The sequence below is a fragment of the Tatumella sp. JGM130 genome (genome assembly GCF_018257525.1).
GTDB lineage: Bacteria > Pseudomonadota > Gammaproteobacteria > Enterobacterales > Enterobacteriaceae > Tatumella > Tatumella punctata.
The window spans coordinates 26321-43054 of record NZ_JAERJS010000017.1 but is presented as its reverse complement, the minus strand read 5'-3'; the positions used below and the strand labels follow the sequence as shown (position 1 = coordinate 43054).

Sequence of the window (16734 nt, the reverse complement as noted above, 5' to 3'; positions counted from 1 at the left end):
TCAAAATTGGAGTCCGTATGTCCCAAATTTTTCATTTTATTCTGGCACTGGTGGTGGTCGCCTTACTTGCCCTGTTGGTGAGTAAAGACAGGAAAAAAATTCGTGTACGCTTCATTGTTCAGTTACTGGTGATCGAAGTGCTGCTGGCCTGGTTCTTCCTCCATTCTGAGTCAGGCCTCGGGGTGGTCAGAGGCTTCGCTGCTTTCTTCGATACCCTGTTGAAATACGCTGCGGAAGGGACCAATTTTGTCTTCGGCGGAATGAACGATAAAGGGCTGGCTTTCTTCTTTCTTAATGTGCTGTGCCCGATTGTGTTTATCTCAGCGTTGATTGGTATTTTGCAACACTTCCGCATCCTGCCACTGGTGATTCGGGTGATTGGTACTGTACTGTCAAAAATCAACGGGATGGGCAAACTGGAATCGTTTAATGCCGTCAGCTCGCTGATCCTTGGGCAGTCTGAGAACTTTATTGCCTATAAAGACATTCTCGGCAAGATGTCACGTAACCGTATGTACACAATGGCCGCCACTGCGATGTCAACGGTTTCCATGTCAATTGTCGGCGCTTATATGACAATGCTGAAGCCGCAATATGTGGTCGCGGCACTGATACTGAATATGTTCAGTACCTTCGTCGTGCTATCGCTGATTAACCCTTATGACGTGGAAAATGAAGAGGACTTGCAGTTACAAAACACTCATGAAGGGCAAAGTTTCTTCGAAATGCTGGGGGAATATATTCTGGCCGGATTCCGGGTGGCTATTATCGTCGCAGCCATGCTGATCGGTTTTATCGCCCTGATTTCGGCGGTTAATGCACTGTTTAATACTATTTTCGGTATCAGTTTCCAGGGGGTACTGGGCTATCTGTTCTACCCTTTTGCCTGGCTGATGGGCGTACCTGCCGATGAAGCATTGAAAGTCGGTAGTGTGATGGCCACTAAACTGGTGTCTAACGAATTTGTTGCCATGATGGAATTGAAACAAATGGTCGGGCAACTGACGCCGCGTTCCGAAGGGATCCTGTCCGTATTCCTGGTCTCTTTTGCTAATTTCTCTTCGATTGGCATCGTTGCCGGTGCTATTAAAGGCCTGAATGAGCATCAGGGAAATGTAGTTTCCCGTTTCGGTCTGAAGTTACTGTATGGTTCAACCCTGGTCAGTATTCTGTCTGCCTCAATTGCCGGCCTGATTCTGGCCTGGTAAATCTGCCATATAACGCAGTCACCTAACGGGACCCTGAGGGTCCCGTTTTTTTGCCCCGTCAGGCAACTGCACTGTCCGGTGCGGCTTCCTGAGACGACAATACCTGCTGGCGTAAGGCCATAAACCGTTGAGCGACCAGCTCTGCTGACAACTGTGAAACATCGCGATTCGGTGCTTCGATGACCTCAGCCGGCACTCCCCAGGGGCCCCAGAACCAGGCATCACTGTCACCGAACATGGCAACCGTCGGGACATTAACCCCGGCGGCCACATGCAGTGCCCCGCCATCACTGGTCAGAATTTGCTGACATAATGACATACCGGCAATCAGTTCACGTAATCCGGAAGTATGTACTGCAGTCAGGGCAATATCACCGCAGGCTTGCTGTATTTGCTGAGCTTTTTCATCATCTCCCGGGTGGGCTTTATTATCCGCAGAACCGGGCGACCAGAACAGCAGGAAACGACAAGGGTGGCGGGCGGCAATATTATGCATAAAGTCGATAAATTTTTCTGCCGGCCAGCGCTGGCTGAGTTTACGGGCGCTGATCTGAATACCGTACACCGGCAGTTCATCACCGGGATGCAAACGCTGGCGCAGGGCTGCAATCTCACTATCACGCGGATAAAGCTCCAGACCGCGCGGAGGCTGAGAGACCCCCAGAGGAGCAGCCAGCGCCGAGAGTAACTCGACAATATGCTGCTGGCCCGCAGGTACCGTTACCGGGTCTGTCACCATCGCCGGAGTATTATCACCGATAGCAATAATACGTTTAGCCCCGGATAACTTTGCCCATTGCAGCGGACGCTTATCCCAGTGCTCTTTGGCGACAATCGCCACATCATAACGGGTACGACGGATACTGAGGGAGGTCTTTATCCGGTGTAAAATCACCCCCAGGGCAGACTGCCCATGCTGACGGTGATGCAATTTACTGTACAAGTGAACCGTACCGATATGCGGGTTGTTCTCCAGTACCGACTGATTGTACGTATTTACCAGCACATCCACTTTTCCGCCAAAATGGCGCGATAACGCTGAGATCAGCGGTGTCGTGAGGATTAAGTCACCGATATTGTCTCTGCGAATAACTAATATTTTCATTTTATATTTAATACACCATCATCATTCAGCCTGACGACCGCCAGGCAAGAGTTCTGTCACAAGGGTAATCAGCCTGTTACCCGGCAAAGTGCCCGCCACAGGGTGAACATCCATGACTATTATTGTTATATACAGCTTTACGCTGCCCGAAAAATATCTGCCGGTATTACCGGTTTCACTCACTACGCAGATAAGACATTGATTACCGCCAGAGGTTGCACGCTGCAGGCGAAAGACAGATTCTTGCCGGTAAATTGAAAAAGCCCGTGCACTGGCACAGGCTTTATCCGCTGTTATACCGGAGAATCAGTCTTCTTTCTGGCCGGAATGTGACTGCTCTTGCTGACCTTCAGCAATGAATCCGGCATCCAGTTGGTCTGAATTTGCGGCATTATCGCGTCCTGAGAACAAATTCCAGCAGGCGATAAATAATGCGGTAATTAACGGGCCAATAACAAAACCATTAATCCCGAACAGCTCCATGCCTCCCAGCGTGGCAATCAGTACCAGATAATCAGGCATCCGGGTCTCTTTACCCACCAGTAACGGCCGCAGGATATTATCCACCAGACCGATAACCACCACGAAAAATACCACCAGAAATATCCCTTTCCACAGGGGACCGGCCGCCAGGAAGTAAATAGCCACCGGGGCCCAGATAATCGCCGAGCCGATGGCCGGGACTAACGACAGGAAAGCCATCAGCGCCCCCCAGAGTACACTGCCCTGCACCCCGAGAAACCAGAATGCCAGACCACCAAGCGCCCCCTGCACCAGGGCAACCACCACCGTACCTTTTACTGTTGCTTTTGAAACGGCTGATAGTTTTTTTAGCAGATGATGTTTCATATAGCGGCTTAATGGCAGAGCATCTAACAGCAGGCCAATCAGGTAAGCACCGTCTTTGAGGAAGAAAAACAGCAGGTACAGCATAATGACAAAGCCTACTGTAAAACTGAAGGTCCCCTGGCCAATCACCAGGGCACTGTTGGCCAGGGTATGACTGCCCTCCATCGCCAGCGCTGAAATTTTCTGCTGCAGTTTATCAACATTCGTCAGGTCATAACGGTTCAGGAATGTCTGCACCGATCCCGGCAAATGATTTATTGCGGTTGTTACGGACGAAGAAAATGCCTGATTATTCTGCTGAAGGCTGGTATACAGCTGGTTACCCTCATACGCCAGTGACGTCATCACTATCACACAAGGGATAAACACAATCAGGCAGATAATCAGTAAGGTCAGTAGTGCTGATAAGCCGTTTTTATCACCGAGCCATTTTCTGATCCGCGTTTTCAGCGGATAAAACAGCAAGGCAAGCAGAACGGCCCAAAAAATTGCCGAGTAATATGGCCTGATGACCATAAAGAACGCCAGGGTACTCAGTACCAACAGCAGTACAAAGAAACCGGTGTTAATTCCCTTCACTTTCATGGATTCATCTCAGTATTTGTTAATAACCTGCTGTTAACTGTAGTAAATAATAAAAATAATACAATACAGTGACTTTGCGCGGGCCAGTCGTACCGGACGAGGTAACGGAAAACACAGAACAAACAACACTGAGGAAGAGTTAAACAATCAGGGGATATCACGGGAGTTTTAGCTAAAAAAGCAGAAGAGAAAAAAATAATTCCGGAGTGGTGGAGATAAGCGGGATCGAACCGCTGACCTCTTGCATGCCATGCAAGCGCTCTCCCAGCTGAGCTATACCCCCGCGCCGAAAAGTTGTCAGGGCTGGCCTGACGGACGGCATAATATGAAACCGGCCAATAGCTGTCAACGGCAAATTACCTGTTTGTGACTGATTGATGAAAAAGCCGCCAGAGTCTGTGGTTAATTTATCCGGACGGAACAAGAAGTCAGCAACAGCAGGCAGCTGCAAAAAAGTGAAACAGCCCATAGCTCCGCAGTGAAGCGCTTTTCTTTTTTACATGTTCACGTTACCTTTCTCAGTTAATTGCCATTGTCACATTAACCAGGAAAGGGATATACCGTGAAAAAGGAATGGATGACACCTGAAGAGCTCGCACTGGAAACGGGTTACAGCCGCCAGACAATTAATAAATGGATAAAGCGTGAAGGCTGGGCCACTCTCCCCAAACCCGGTGTTCAGGGCGGGAAAGCGAGACTAATCCATATCGATGATGGCGTGGAGGCATTTCTGCGCTCTATCCGTCATATTTCAGAACCGGCCGGCCATTATTTTGCTGATAAAGATCCGCTCGCCGGATTATTAATCGGCAGCATTAATCAGATGAGTCATCACGAAAAAGATCAGCTGAGCCGTTTACTGTTACGGGAAGGGATAAAAGGAATGCTGAAGAAGCTGGGCATTGAGTCTGCTGAGTAAAAACCCCCGGAAGCCCGAAGGTTTCCGGAGGTTTTTGACGTTACGCCTGCGCTTCGCGTTCGCTTATAAAGGCCAGCGCCTGCTGAATACGCGCAATACTACGCTGCTGGCCAATCGCGGTAATGGTGACATCCAGCGCCGGGGATTGCCCGGCACCGGTAACGGCGACCCGTAGCGGCATCCCGACCTTACCCATACCCACTTCCAGTTCAGCAGCCGTGTCCTGAATAGCCTGATGAACATTTTCTGCTGTCCACTCAGTAATAGCAGCCAGTTTTTCCGCGGCCAGGGCCAGTGGCTGGCGTGCTACCGGACGCAGATGTTTTTTAGCCGCATCGGCATCAAACGCAGTGAAGTCTTCATAGAAATAGCGGCAGCTTTCGGCAATCTCTTTCAGAGTCTTACAGCGTTCGCCCAGCAATTTAACCAGTTCAGTCAGTTGAGGACCGGTTGAGGTGTTAATATTTTGCTGCTCAATGTGCCATTGCAGATGAGTGGCAACATATTCAGGCGGCAGCGTATTAATATAATGATGGTTCAGCCACTGCAGCTTCTCAGTATTAAATGCACTGGCAGACTTGCTGACCGCTTCCAGGCGGAAAAATTCGGTCATTTCTGCAACAGAGAAAATTTCCTGATCACCATGTGCCCAGCCCATACGCACCAGATAGTTAAGTAACGCCTCTGGTAAATAGCCGTCATCACGGTATTGCATTACCCCGACAGCACCGTGGCGCTTGGACAGTTTTTTACCGTCATCGCCGAGGATCATTGAAACGTGTGCGTAAACAGGCACCTGTGCCCCGATAGCTTTCAGAATATTAATCTGACGGGGGGTGTTGTTAATATGGTCTTCACCACGGATCACATGGGTAATTTCCATATCCCAGTCATCAATCACCACACAGAAATTATACGTCGGCGAACCATCGGTACGACGGATAATCAAATCATCCAGCTCCTGATTGCTGAATTCAATAGGACCACGGATTTGATCATCAAAGATCACCGAGCCTTCCTGTGGGTTACGGAAGCGCACCACACAGGGTTCATCATCACTGTGATGTTGATGACTGTCGCGGCAGCGGCCATCGTAGCGGGGCTTTTCACCGTTAGCCATCTGCTCTTCACGTAACGCTTCCAGTCGTTCCTTCGGGCAATAGCATTTATAAGCTGTCCCGGCGACCAGCATTTCGTCAATCACCTGGTTGTAACGATCAAAACGTTTGGTCTGGTAATAAGGACCTTCATCCCAGTCCAGACCCAGCCAGTTCATCCCGTCCATAATTGCTTCTATTGCTTCGGGAGTGGAACGTTCCAGATCCGTATCTTCGATACGCAGAACAAATTCGCCTTTATTATGGCGGGCATATAACCATGAATACAGAGCAGTGCGGGCACCGCCAACATGCAGATAGCCGGTAGGACTTGGCGCAAAACGGGTTTTAATCTTCATTAAACATTGCCTTAGGACGCGGGTTTTCGATCACAAATGATAGAAACCAGAAAAAATGCAGGATTCCGTGATTTCATTTTAACACCTGGCAGTGAATCCTCAATCATTGCCAGCCCGGTGATCTGCCTTTATCGGTACTTTATGGCAAAAAAATAAACATTTTGTGTGAAAGCACCGCAGGATGGCTACTTTTAAGACGAACAAACATTTTACTCAGAAAAATCGTTGACTCATATTCAACTATCCCTATAATGCGACTCCACACAGCGGGGGTGATTAGCTCAGTTGGTAGAGCACCTCCCTTACAAGGAGGGGGTCGGCGGTTCGAACCCGTCATCACCCACCACTCGGGTCGTTAGCTCAGTTGGTAGAGCAGTTGACTTTTAATCAATTGGTCGCAGGTTCGAATCCTGCACGACCCACCAATTCAGAAAAGAGCCCCCTGCGGTTGCTTTTTTCGTTTACAGGACAATTACTGGCTTAACGTACAGTCACTGACCTCCCGGGAAAGTGTCCGGAAAAATTTGGGTGATTAGCTCAGTTGGTAGAGCACCTCCCTTACAAGGAGGGGGTCGGCGGTTCGAACCCGTCATCACCCACCAGATTGACAAAAAAGCACCTTCGGGTGCTTTTTTTGTTTCCGTCTTCAGAAAAAACCGCTATCCCTCATGTACCGGCGATTAGCTGTCCGGTAATAACGGCCGTTCTCCGTTTAACTTTTCTGCCTGCTCACAGACCAGTGCCCAGATAGCCTCCGCGGCCGGACTCAGAGAACGGTTTTTTCGCCGGATCAGCATCAGCGTGCGGCAGACTTCCGGCATAATCCGGCGCACCCGTAAACGGCTGCCGGCCGGTAATGGCAAAGCCAGCCCCGGCAGAATACTGATGCCAATACCTGCTTCAACCATCGGATACAGCGTGACAGGATGTCCGACCTGCTGCACAATTTCCGGGCTGATCTGCTGTTGCTGAAAAATACGATCCACTAAAATTCTGCTGCCTGACGCATAATCCTGCAATACCATCCGTCGTCCCTGCAGGTGGTGCCATCCGACAACAGGGATCTGATTCAGGGGATCGTCGTCCCGGCAGAGCAGTAAAAAGGGATCAGACAATACTGGCTGGGAGTCAAACTCTTCGCCACGGGGATCAATCACAATGCCAAAATCAACTGTCGCATTACGTACACTCTGCAATACCGACTGCTGAACACTGTCCTGCAACAATAAACGAATTTCCGGATAACATTCCCGGGCTTCCGCCAGACATAAAGGCATCAGCCGTGCCGAAATCGTCTGACTCGCTGCCAGCCGCACGGTGCCACTGCGCTGCCCGCCATAACGGCGTAGTTCCAGTAAGGTACTGTTCAGCTCTTCCAGCTGAACAGTTAACCGTGATGCCAGCCGTTGCCCGGCATGGGTCAGCAGTACCTCGCGGGTTGTCCTGTCCAGCAGTTTCACGCCTATTTCAGACTCCAGCTGTTTAATGCTGTGGCTGACCGCCGACTGACTAAGGCCAATAATCTGTCCTGCCAGGCTGAAACTTCCCTGACTGGCGACGGTAGCAAACACTTTTAACTGTCTGAGGGTATAATTCATTTATTTAATTCATAGATTGATTTAATAAATCAATTTTATTTCTAAGCTCTGATACAGCACAATGTTTTTTATTTCAGACCGGAAATTACCGATGGGCTTCTTTCGTCTTGACCCGATGATGATCAAACTGATTATCACTGTACTGCTTGCGACTTTTTTACCTGCCAAAGGCGGGTTCGTCCCTTTTTTCGAATGGCTTACCACCGCAGCTATCGCCTTACTGTTTTTTATGCATGGCGCCAAGCTGTCACGGGATAAAATTATTGCCGGCAGCAGCCACTGGCGGCTGCATTTATGGATCTTATTCAGTACCTTCGTCATATTTCCGATTCTCGGGCTGCTGCTGGTCTGGTGGCATCCGGTCGATGTTGCTCCGGAAATTTATACCGGCTTTATCTATCTGTGCATACTGCCTGCCACCGTCCAGTCTTCCATCGCGTTTACGTCAATGGCCGGCGGGAATGTAGCGGCAGCCGTATGCAGTGCTTCCGCATCCAGCCTGCTGGGGGTGTTTATTTCTCCGCTGCTGGTCAACCTGGTGATGAATGTCCATAGCGGTATGCCAGGCAATGGTGTGGAGCAAATTGGTAAAATCATGCTGCAGTTACTGGTGCCTTTCCTGCTGGGCCACTTCTCACGCCGCTGGATTGCCGGCTGGGTTGAGAAGCACCGCAGTCTGATTGGTAAAACGGACCAGACGTCCATTTTACTGGTTGTCTATTCTGCCTTCAGCGAAGCCGTGGTTAACGGCATCTGGCATCAGGTTGGCATCAGCACCCTGGCATGGATTGTGGCAGGCAGTGTACTGCTGCTGTCAGTGGTATTGGTGATCAACGTGGTGGCGGCCCGTGCCTTTGGTTTCAGTCGGCCGGACGAAATCACAATTCTGTTCTGTGGTTCAAAGAAAAGCCTGGCAAATGGCGTTCCGATGGCAAATATTTTATTTCCGGCCAGTACCGTAGGGATTATCGTACTGCCATTAATGGTGTTCCATCAGGTGCAATTAATGGCATGCTCATTTATTGCCCAGCGCTATAAGAAAAGCCATCAGCAACGGGCAGAAACTGACCAGCCATTACAGCCAGCACCCGCCAGAAAATAATCCACCGCCCCTTTTGAGGGGGCGTATTTACGCATTATCCGGCTTTCCGCGTAGCAGAGTGTTACGCGGAAAGTATTTATTCCCGCTGATTTTTCTGATAGTTATATCCGTAATCCTCTGAGTATTACCTCACTGGGCCAGCCCTTATTCACCACCCTATAAAAAAATTACTCCGGGCGTTCAGGATTGTTGTTCCCCTTTTTAATGGCAGGAAAAAAATGAAACAAACTCATGGCGACAATGCCGGTCCGTCCGCGGATACTCCCTGGTCTGCGGCTGATCAGGCAGAAAGCACGCAGACAGATTCCGCCGAGCCGCGGAAACGTCCCGGTAAAAAACCACTGATTATTCTGGCAATGATTGTCATCCTTCTGCTGGCCACTGCGCTGGTGTTCTGGCTGATCAACCGTGGTACAGAAACCACTGATGATGCCTTTACTGACGGTAATGCGGTCATCATCGCACCTAAAACCTCCGGCTATATTGTCCGCTTACTGGTCAGGGATAATCAGAAAGTCAGCAAAGGTCAGCTGCTGGCCGAAATTGACCCACGGGACGCAACAGCACAGCTCGATCAGGCCCGTGCGCAGCTAGGGCTGGCTATGGCACAGTTACAGCAGGCAGAGGCACAACTGACACTTTCCAGAGTCCGGTATCCGGCTCAGCGGGAGCAGGCTCTCGCCGCCCGGGCTCGTGCCGGCGCTGAATTGCAGAATGCAGAAGCTGCTTATCGTCGTCAGCACGGCGTCGATCCTAAGGCAACCACCCAGACCAATATTGATAGTGCCACAGCCCGCTGGCGTTCAGCACAGGCGGAATATCAGAACGCTTCTGCACAGGTCGCGATTGCGTCACAGGTCGCCTTACAGATCCGCCAGCAGGAAACCAATGTCGAGGCACGCCAGCAGCAGGTCAGTGAAGCACAGGCCGGGCTGGAAACCGCCACCCTGAACCTTTCTTACACCCGGCTGTTGGCCCCCTTCAGCGGTTATGTGACCCGCAGAAATATACAACAGGGAAGTCTGGTGCAGGCCGGAACCGCCTTGTTTTCCCTCGTCTCTCCGGATATCTGGATCACTGCTAACTTTAAAGAATCACAGCTGCAATATATGAAACCGGGAGATGCTGTCAATATCAGTATCGATGCCTGGCCGGACCTGAAGTTACAAGGCCATGTGGACAGTATTCAGATGGGGACAGGTTCGCGCTTCTCTGCGTTTCCGGCAGAAAATGCCACCGGTAATTTTGTCAAAATAGTACAGCGGGTTCCGGTGAAAATTGTGATTGATAAAGGCCTTGATCCCGACCGGCCGTTACCTCTGGGATTGTCAGCCGAGCCTGAGGTGAGAGTGCAATGAGTGCCATCAGTGCCCCCGCCAGCTGGCGACCCTCCGCTAACCCGTGGATGGTTGCCCTGACCGTTACCCTGGCGGTATTTATGGAAGTACTGGATACCACCATTGTCAACGTGGCTCTGCCCCATGTGGCTGGCTCACTGTCTTCCAGCTACGACGAATCAACCTGGGTGCTGACGTCTTATCTGGTGGCAAACGGGATTGTACTGCCTATATCCGCCTTCCTCAGCCGGTATTTCGGCAGAAAAAATTATTTCCTGCTGTGTATTGTGATGTTCACCCTGTGTTCATTCCTGTGCGGTATTGCTACCGAACTCTGGCAACTGATTCTGTTCCGTATTTTGCAGGGATTTTTCGGTGGCGGGCTGCAGCCCGTCCAGCAATCGGTTTTGCTGGATTATTTCAGTAAGAAAGACCGCGGAAAAGCCTTTGGCTTGTCCTCGATTGCCATTATTGTCGCGCCAGTCATCGGCCCGACACTGGGGGGATGGATCACCGATAACTACAGCTGGCGCTGGATTTTCTTTATTAATATTCCTATCGGCATTATCGCAACCCTCGCCATATACCAGTTACTGGAAGATCCGCCATGGGAAAGAAAAGCCGCCAAAGGGACCCTCAGTATTGACTATATTGGTATCAGCCTGATTACGTTAGGTCTTGGCTGTTTACAGGTATTCCTCGACCGCGGGGAAGATGCAGACTGGTTCAGTTCACCGTTTATTATTGTCTTCGCGGTACTGGCTGCGACAGGGATTATCGGGGCAATATACTGGCTGATATACGCCCGAAAACCGGTGGTTGATATCCTGGTGATGCGTGACCGTAACTTCCGGGTAGCCGGTTTGCTGATGGCAGTCATGGCATTTATTTTATATGGCAGTTCGGTGGTGATTCCGCAGCTGGCACAGCAGGATCTCGGCTATACCGCCACCCTGGCGGGGCTGGTGCTGACGCCGGGGGCTATCTGTATTATCCTGACAATCCCTGTGGTGCTGCGGCTGATGCCTGTCGTTCAGACACGCTATATCATTATAGCCGGATTTATCTGTCTGGCCGCCTCGTTTTACTATTCAGCCCTGACCCTGACTCCGGGTCTCGATTTTACCTCGCTGGTCATTATGCGCAGTATCCAGTCTGTCGGCTTAGGCTTCTTATTTGTCCCTTTAACGACTATCGCTTTTATCAGTCTGCCTCAGCGGCTGAATGGGGATGCCTCAGCACTGTTTACGATGTTCCGTAACGTCGCCGGATCAATCGGTATCTCCGTTTCAACAGCCGCGATCACCGAACGACAACAGGTGCACTCAGCCTATCTTTCCGGCCATATGAGCCTCCTCGATCAGCCGTTTAATCAGGCCGTTACCCGGATGGCCTTTGCCATAAAAAACTTTACCAGTATCGCCGGGGATAGCAGTTTGCTGGCCGCAGGGCAGTTATATCAACAAATGATCAGCCAGGCACGTTTCCTGGCTTACGTCGATGTATTCTCCGGGTTCTGTCTGGCAGGACTGGTAATGATCCCATTCTGTCTGTTACTGGCTCCGGTAAAAAGTGAAGGCAGTGCAGAAGGCCACTCATGAAGGAAATAACTATGCAACCTGTCCGTTACCGGCTAAGCACGCTGTTTATCAGCCTGTCACTGGCTGGCTGTAGTGTCGGACCTGACTTCAGTCCTCCGGTCAATCACCTGCCGGATCAATGGCAGCAGCTGTCTTCCTCGCAACAATCAAGACCATCATCAGCTGATCCTGCGACAGACTGGTGGAAAAACTTTAACGATCCGCTGCTCAACAGCCTGATTCGCCGGGCGATCGGCGGAAACCTGACCCTGCAACAAACGGTTCTGCGTATTGCAGGAGCCCGTGAACAGGTCACTCAGGCCAGCGGAACGTTGCTCCCGACCCTGGATGCTCAGGCGAGCTATGCACGACAGCAAGCCGGGCTAAAGGGAATACTGAAATCACATCATGCCTATGACAACCTGACGGACCAGCAAACCAGCCTGTTAGATAAAACCAGTGGCAGCGTTAGTTTTTATCAGGGAGGGTTCGATGCCAGCTGGGAACTTGACCTGTGGGGAAAAGCGCGGCGCCAGACCGAGATGGCACAGGCAGAGCAGCAGGCGGCAACCGAACAGCATAACGATGCTCTGGTGTCTCTGGAAGCCGAAGTCGCCCGCACCTATCTGCAGTTACGTGCAGCCCAGGCAACGGTAAAAGTGATTGAGCAGCAAATTGATATTGCACAGCAGACACAACAACTGACAGCCAGTCAGCTGGAGCACGGACTGGCTCCGGCCGCAAATCTTGAGAATGCGACCGCCCGCGTTACCGCGCTGCAGGCACAGTTACCCGGTTACCGGTCACTTATCAGCCAGGCAATGAACGGCCTGGCGGTATTATCAGGGCAAGCCCCGGGAGCACTGGATAACGAGCTGCAAACTGTGCGTCCGTTACCGGCACTGCCGGCGGTCGTCGGTGTCGGGGTACCTGCGGAACTGGCCCGTCGCCGTCCTGATATCCGTCAGGCAGAAGCAATACTGCATGCCCGAACAGCCGCTATTGGTGTTTCTGTCGCGCAACTGTTCCCCGACGTCTCACTGACAGGCCAGCTTGGTGTCAGAAATACCGATGCCGGCTACCTCGATAACTGGAGCAGCCATTTTTACAGTATTGGTCCGGGGATCTCACTGCCGATATTCAGGGGCGGACAACTGGTATCAGAAGTCAGACTGACCAGGGCGCAACAGGCTGAAGCAGCTCTCAGCTACCGTCAGACAGTATTAACCGCCTTACAGGATGCAGAGAATGCGCTGGTCAGTTACCGTGCCGATCAACAGCAACTGATATCACTGCAGGCGTCCGCTGACGCCCTGCAGCACGCGTTTTCACTCTCTGAAGAAGGTTATGCGAAAGGAATAAATAGCTATATTGATGTGCTGGATGCCCAGCGCCAGCTATCCGCCACTCAGCAACAGCTGGTGCAGGTTCAGGCAGAGACTGCGACAGATCTGGTGGCATTATATAAAGCACTGGGCGGCGGATGGCAGAACCAGCAGCAAATATCTCTGCCCCGCTATTCCGTATTTGGCGATACGCCGGCCACAGGCGTAACCGCCGGTTAGTCTCTCCCCTGGCGCACGCTGTAAAACAGAGTGCGTCAGGGCTGCTGACGCAACGGGTCGACTAATCCCTGCAACCCTTCGATTTTTATCGTCAGCGCCAGTTGCAGGAGCTCACCGGGATATCCCTGCGGGAAAATTTCTTTGCGGGCAAACCACAGTAAATATTCCTCAGGTAAATCAATCAGCACCCTGCCCTGGTATTTACCGAAGGGCATTCGGGTATTCGCCAGTGCGATTAAATCCTGCTTTTCCAGAATCAGCCTCCCAGTAAATCAATCATTTGCTGCTCATCTAATACCGTAATTCCCAGCGAATTGGCTTTTTCCAGTTTGGAGCCTGCCGCTTCCCCGGCAATCAGCAAATCGGTTTTTTTAGATACACTGCCGCTGACCCTGGCGCCCAGTGCTGTCAGCCGGTCTTTTGCTTCATCACGTGTCATCTGACTCAGTGACCCTGTCAGTACCACGGTTTTACCGGCGAACGGGTTATCTGCTGCCGGTAGCGGCTGTGACGGCAGCTGCGGCCATTCAATACCAATATCGTCTACCAGCTGACGGATCACTTCGCGGTTGCTTTCTTCATCCATAAAATGACGGACATGACTGGCCACAATCGGGCCCACATCGGCCACCTCGGTCAGCGCCTCTAAAGGGGCATCCATTAACGCCGGTAAACCGGTAAAGTGCGACGCCAGGCTGCGTGCCGTAGCTTCTCCGACTTCGCGGATCCCTAACGCATAAAGAAAACGGGGTAAGGTTGTCTGTTTCGCTTTCTGCAACGCATCGATAATATTCTGTGCCGATTTTGGTCCCAGCCGGTCAAGCCCGGTCAGTTTACCGGCACTCAGACGAAACAGGTCCGCGGGGGTATGCACATATTCCTTTTCTACCAGTTGATCGATAATCTTATCGCCCATTCCGTCAACATCCAGCGCCCTGCGCGATACGAAATGTTTGAGCGCTTCTTTGCGCTGTGCTCCGCAGATCAGCCCGCCGCTGCAGCGGGTGACGGCTTCGCCTTCTGTACGTTCAACATCGGAACCACAGACGGGACAGTGTTGCGGGAAAACGATTTCGCGGGTGTCGGACGGACGCTCATCCAAAACAACATTAACGATCTGCGGAATAACATCCCCGGCACGGCGGATAACCACCGTATCACCAATACGAATGCCGAGACGGGCAATCTCATCTGCATTATGCAGGGTGGCATTACTGACCATAACCCCGGCAACCTGTACTGGTTCAAGACGAGCCACCGGGGTAATTGCGCCGGTGCGCCCTACCTGAAACTCCACATCACGCACGGTAGTGATTTGCTCCTGAGCAGGAAATTTGAAGGCGGTCGCCCAGCGCGGAGCCCTGGCCACGAAGCCGAGTTGTTCCTGTAATGCCAGTGAATTAACTTTGATCACTACGCCGTCGATATCAAATCCCAGCGACGGACGCAGTTCAGCGATACGCTGATAAAATGCCAGTACCTCCTGCGGGTTGTGGCAAACACGGACCAGTTCATTAACCGGCAGCCCCCAGTGTTTTAGCTGCTGCAAGCGTTGGTAGTGTCCGTCCGCAAGGCTGCCGCCTTCAGCAATACCGATACCATAACAGTAAAAAGTCAGGGGACGTTTGCCGGTAATTTTAGGATCCAGCTGGCGCAATGAACCTGCCGCCGCATTACGCGGGTTCGCAAAAATTTTACCGCCGCTTTTGCGGGCTGCCTCATTCAGTTGTTCAAACCCCTGCTGACGGATAAAAACTTCACCACGCACTTCCAGCCGGGCGGGTATATTCTCCCCCCGTAAACGCAGTGGAATTGCCCGGATGGTACGGACGTTTTCCGTAATATTCTCACCGGTAGTCCCGTCCCCGCGGGTCGCGGCCTGCACCAGTTCCCCCCCGACGTATAACAGGCTGACAGCCAGCCCATCAAGTTTCAGCTCACAGCAATAATCTGTCCCTGACTGATCTTTTAAACGGTCAGTAATTCGTTTGTTAAACGCCAGAAACCCCTGTTCATCAAACACATTATCCAGTGACAGCATCGGTACTTCATGACGTACCTGTTCAAACGCTGACACCGGTGTCGCCCCTACCCTCTGGGTCGGTGAATCGCGGGTGACTAATTCCGGATGTTGTTCTTCGAGCGCTTTCAGCGCCTGCATCAGTTTATCGTATTCAGCATCAGGGATTTCAGGTGCATCCAGCACATGATAAAGATACTCGTGATGACGTAACTGTGTACGTAGCTTATTTAGCTGTTGCAGGATGTCGTTCATACTACCCCATAAGATAAAAAACCCCCGACAAGCGGGGGTTATAATGACCGGTAAATAAGGTTAACTGAGCCCGGTAACTTCCCGGATCCGTGATTTATACAGTTCCAGTTTTTGTGGTGTCATCATCCGGCGTTCGTCATCCAGTACAACCGCACCGACATCATCGGCAATCCGCTGTGCAGACTGCAGCATCAGCTTAAAGTTCTGATGGGCATCACCATACGAAGGCACCATCATAAATACAGAGACACCGGGAGTGGTGAAGTCGCCCATCAGATCCGGATCAAAAGAACCGGGTTTCAGCATATTGGCCAGGCTGAATAATACCGGACCACTGCCCGACGGATTCAGATGGCGGTGGAAAATGTTCATTTCACCAAACTGGAAACCGGCCTGTAAAATTGCCTGCAGCAGGGTTTCACCGTTTAGCTCGCCCCCGGTATGCGCTGCAACGTGTAATACCAGCACAGCCTCTTTGGCAGCAGGTTTCGCTGCTTCAGGGGCGGGTTCAGGTGCCGCCGGGACCGCGTCGGGTTCCTCAGCCGGAGTTATCTCTGCAGGCGCTGCCGGTTCAGCAGCCACAGGTTGCTGTGACGGCTCTGCCACCGGTTCAGGACTAAAGTTGTGCGTTACCGGCTGAGAGACAGGTGCTTGCGGCTGATGTAGTGGTTGATCAGCAATCTCATTGTCATGGGATACTTCAGACGGCTGCCGGACAGGCGCAGACTCGTGACCGGGAGCGCTATCCATTAACGGATCAGCGACCGGTTCCTGACGATGGCGTAACGACGTTTTTGCGGCCGGGGCCGGTGCAGGCGTATTTTCAGAACGTTTATCCTGAGAAGGATAAACAGGCTCTTCTTCATGATGTTCGCGGCTGGCACGAAAATCAGCAACACCTTGTTCTTCTTCGACACTGAGCTCATCATTGTCACGTTGTTTTAAACGTTTGTGTGGGCGGTCGCGAAACACGGAAGACCGCTCCTTACGATTGGTCCAAAGACCATGAAGGAGAAGTGCAACGATGGCAACCGCACCAACAACGATTAATATCAGACGCAAATCCTGCATCATTGTATTCTCTGTTGTTCCAATACCTTGCCTTGCTAAAGGCACCTTTACCCTTAAATGTATTTGCCAGGCCCGACAAGTGCA

13 protein-coding genes and 4 tRNA genes are annotated in these 16734 nt (G+C 51.5%); 9 read left to right on the top strand and 8 right to left on the bottom strand.

Going from position 1 to position 16734, the window contains the following annotated elements:
- The first annotated feature begins 17 nt into the window (after nucleotides 1-17).
- Nucleotides 18-1208, top strand: a complete 1191-nt coding sequence (locus JK211_RS09755; protein ID WP_212708481.1) for a NupC/NupG family nucleoside CNT transporter — start codon at nucleotides 18-20, stop codon at nucleotides 1206-1208.
- A gap of 58 nt (nucleotides 1209-1266) precedes the next feature.
- On the opposite strand, the gene JK211_RS09750 is transcribed toward JK211_RS09755, so the two are convergent.
- The 3 genes from JK211_RS09750 to JK211_RS09740 all read right to left on the bottom strand — a co-directional run bounded on the left by JK211_RS09750 (nucleotide 1267) and on the right by JK211_RS09740 (nucleotide 4030).
- A complete protein-coding gene (locus JK211_RS09750) occupies nucleotides 1267-2313 on the bottom strand; it encodes a glycosyltransferase family 9 protein (RefSeq protein ID WP_212708480.1) in 1047 nt (348 codons plus the stop codon).
- Between the two features lie 306 nt (nucleotides 2314-2619).
- Complete coding sequence (locus JK211_RS09745) at nucleotides 2620-3747, bottom strand: AI-2E family transporter (protein ID WP_212708479.1); 1128 nt, start codon at nucleotides 3745-3747, stop codon at nucleotides 2620-2622.
- A 207-nt stretch (nucleotides 3748-3954) separates the two neighbouring features.
- Nucleotides 3955-4030: transfer RNA gene (locus JK211_RS09740), tRNA-Ala, on the bottom strand.
- 279 nt (nucleotides 4031-4309) lie between these two features.
- On the opposite strand from JK211_RS09740, the gene JK211_RS09735 reads away from it, so the two are divergent.
- Complete coding sequence (locus JK211_RS09735; RefSeq protein WP_212708478.1) at nucleotides 4310-4666, top strand: YfeC-like transcriptional regulator; 357 nt, start codon at nucleotides 4310-4312, stop codon at nucleotides 4664-4666.
- A gap of 40 nt (nucleotides 4667-4706) precedes the next feature.
- Here the strand turns inward: JK211_RS09735 and gltX are convergent, their stop codons facing one another.
- Complete coding sequence (gltX, locus tag JK211_RS09730) at nucleotides 4707-6122, bottom strand: glutamate--tRNA ligase (protein WP_212708477.1); 1416 nt, start codon at nucleotides 6120-6122, stop codon at nucleotides 4707-4709.
- 270 nt (nucleotides 6123-6392) lie between these two features.
- Here gltX and JK211_RS09725 point away from each other — a divergent pair.
- The 3 genes from JK211_RS09725 (at nucleotide 6393) to JK211_RS09715 (ending at nucleotide 6724) form a co-directional block, all read left to right on the top strand.
- Nucleotides 6393-6468, top strand: a tRNA-Val gene (locus tag JK211_RS09725).
- A 3-nt stretch (nucleotides 6469-6471) separates the two neighbouring features.
- Nucleotides 6472-6547 (top strand) — tRNA-Lys (locus JK211_RS09720).
- 101 nt (nucleotides 6548-6648) lie between these two features.
- Nucleotides 6649-6724 (top strand) — tRNA-Val (locus tag JK211_RS09715).
- A 78-nt stretch (nucleotides 6725-6802) separates the two neighbouring features.
- Here JK211_RS09715 and JK211_RS09710 read toward each other — a convergent pair.
- On the bottom strand, nucleotides 6803-7720 hold the full coding sequence (locus JK211_RS09710; protein WP_212708476.1) for a LysR family transcriptional regulator: 918 nt from the start codon (nucleotides 7718-7720) through the stop codon (nucleotides 6803-6805).
- Nucleotides 7721-7811: 91 nt separating this feature from the next.
- Between JK211_RS09710 and JK211_RS09705 the strand changes: the two genes are divergently transcribed.
- From JK211_RS09705 to JK211_RS09690, 4 genes are all read left to right on the top strand, one after another.
- Entirely contained in the window at nucleotides 7812-8822 is a 1011-nt protein-coding gene (locus JK211_RS09705) for a bile acid:sodium symporter family protein (protein ID WP_212708475.1), read from the top strand.
- Between the two features lie 218 nt (nucleotides 8823-9040).
- On the top strand, nucleotides 9041-10180 hold the full coding sequence (locus JK211_RS09700) for an HlyD family secretion protein (RefSeq protein ID WP_212708474.1): 1140 nt from the start codon (nucleotides 9041-9043) through the stop codon (nucleotides 10178-10180).
- 5 nt (nucleotides 10181-10185) lie between these two features.
- Nucleotides 10186-11760, top strand: a complete 1575-nt coding sequence (locus JK211_RS09695) for a DHA2 family efflux MFS transporter permease subunit (protein WP_212708514.1) — start codon at nucleotides 10186-10188, stop codon at nucleotides 11758-11760.
- Nucleotides 11757-13304 carry an efflux transporter outer membrane subunit gene (locus JK211_RS09690; RefSeq protein WP_212708473.1) on the top strand — a complete coding sequence of 516 codons (1548 nt, stop codon included), beginning with the start codon at nucleotides 11757-11759 and terminating at the stop codon, nucleotides 13302-13304. The genes JK211_RS09695 and JK211_RS09690 overlap by 4 nt, the downstream gene beginning before the upstream one ends.
- A gap of 35 nt (nucleotides 13305-13339) precedes the next feature.
- On the opposite strand, the gene JK211_RS09685 is transcribed toward JK211_RS09690, so the two are convergent.
- From JK211_RS09685 to zipA, 3 genes are read right to left on the bottom strand one after another with little or no spacing between them, the layout of a single operon-like run.
- Entirely contained in the window at nucleotides 13340-13558 is a 219-nt protein-coding gene (locus JK211_RS09685) for a DUF3820 family protein (RefSeq protein WP_212708513.1), read from the bottom strand.
- Nucleotides 13559-13560: 2 nt separating this feature from the next.
- On the bottom strand, nucleotides 13561-15579 hold the full coding sequence (gene ligA / locus JK211_RS09680; RefSeq protein WP_212708472.1) for an NAD-dependent DNA ligase LigA: 2019 nt from the start codon (nucleotides 15577-15579) through the stop codon (nucleotides 13561-13563).
- 60 nt (nucleotides 15580-15639) lie between these two features.
- On the bottom strand, nucleotides 15640-16653 hold the full coding sequence (zipA, locus tag JK211_RS09675) for a cell division protein ZipA (protein WP_212708471.1): 1014 nt from the start codon (nucleotides 16651-16653) through the stop codon (nucleotides 15640-15642).
- Nucleotides 16654-16734 lie beyond the last annotated feature (81 nt).

What these genes read in the sequence shown, in the direction of transcription:
- JK211_RS09755 (WP_212708481.1), top strand. Translation starts at nt 18, where the DNA reads ATGTCCCAAATTTTTCATTTTATTCTGGCACTGGTGGTGGTCGCCTTA.
- ligA (WP_212708472.1), bottom strand. Translation starts at nt 15,579, where the DNA reads ATGAACGACATCCTGCAACAGCTAAATAAGCTACGTACACAGTTACGT.
- JK211_RS09705 (WP_212708475.1), top strand. Translation starts at nt 7,812, where the DNA reads ATGGGCTTCTTTCGTCTTGACCCGATGATGATCAAACTGATTATCACT.
- JK211_RS09710 (WP_212708476.1), bottom strand. Translation starts at nt 7,720, where the DNA reads ATGAATTATACCCTCAGACAGTTAAAAGTGTTTGCTACCGTCGCCAGT.
- zipA (WP_212708471.1), bottom strand. Translation starts at nt 16,653, where the DNA reads ATGATGCAGGATTTGCGTCTGATATTAATCGTTGTTGGTGCGGTTGCC.
- JK211_RS09690 (WP_212708473.1), top strand. Translation starts at nt 11,757, where the DNA reads ATGAAGGAAATAACTATGCAACCTGTCCGTTACCGGCTAAGCACGCTG.
- gltX (WP_212708477.1), bottom strand. Translation starts at nt 6,122, where the DNA reads ATGAAGATTAAAACCCGTTTTGCGCCAAGTCCTACCGGCTATCTGCAT.
- JK211_RS09700 (WP_212708474.1), top strand. Translation starts at nt 9,041, where the DNA reads ATGAAACAAACTCATGGCGACAATGCCGGTCCGTCCGCGGATACTCCC.
- JK211_RS09750 (WP_212708480.1), bottom strand. Translation starts at nt 2,313, where the DNA reads ATGAAAATATTAGTTATTCGCAGAGACAATATCGGTGACTTAATCCTC.
- JK211_RS09745 (WP_212708479.1), bottom strand. Translation starts at nt 3,747, where the DNA reads ATGAAAGTGAAGGGAATTAACACCGGTTTCTTTGTACTGCTGTTGGTA.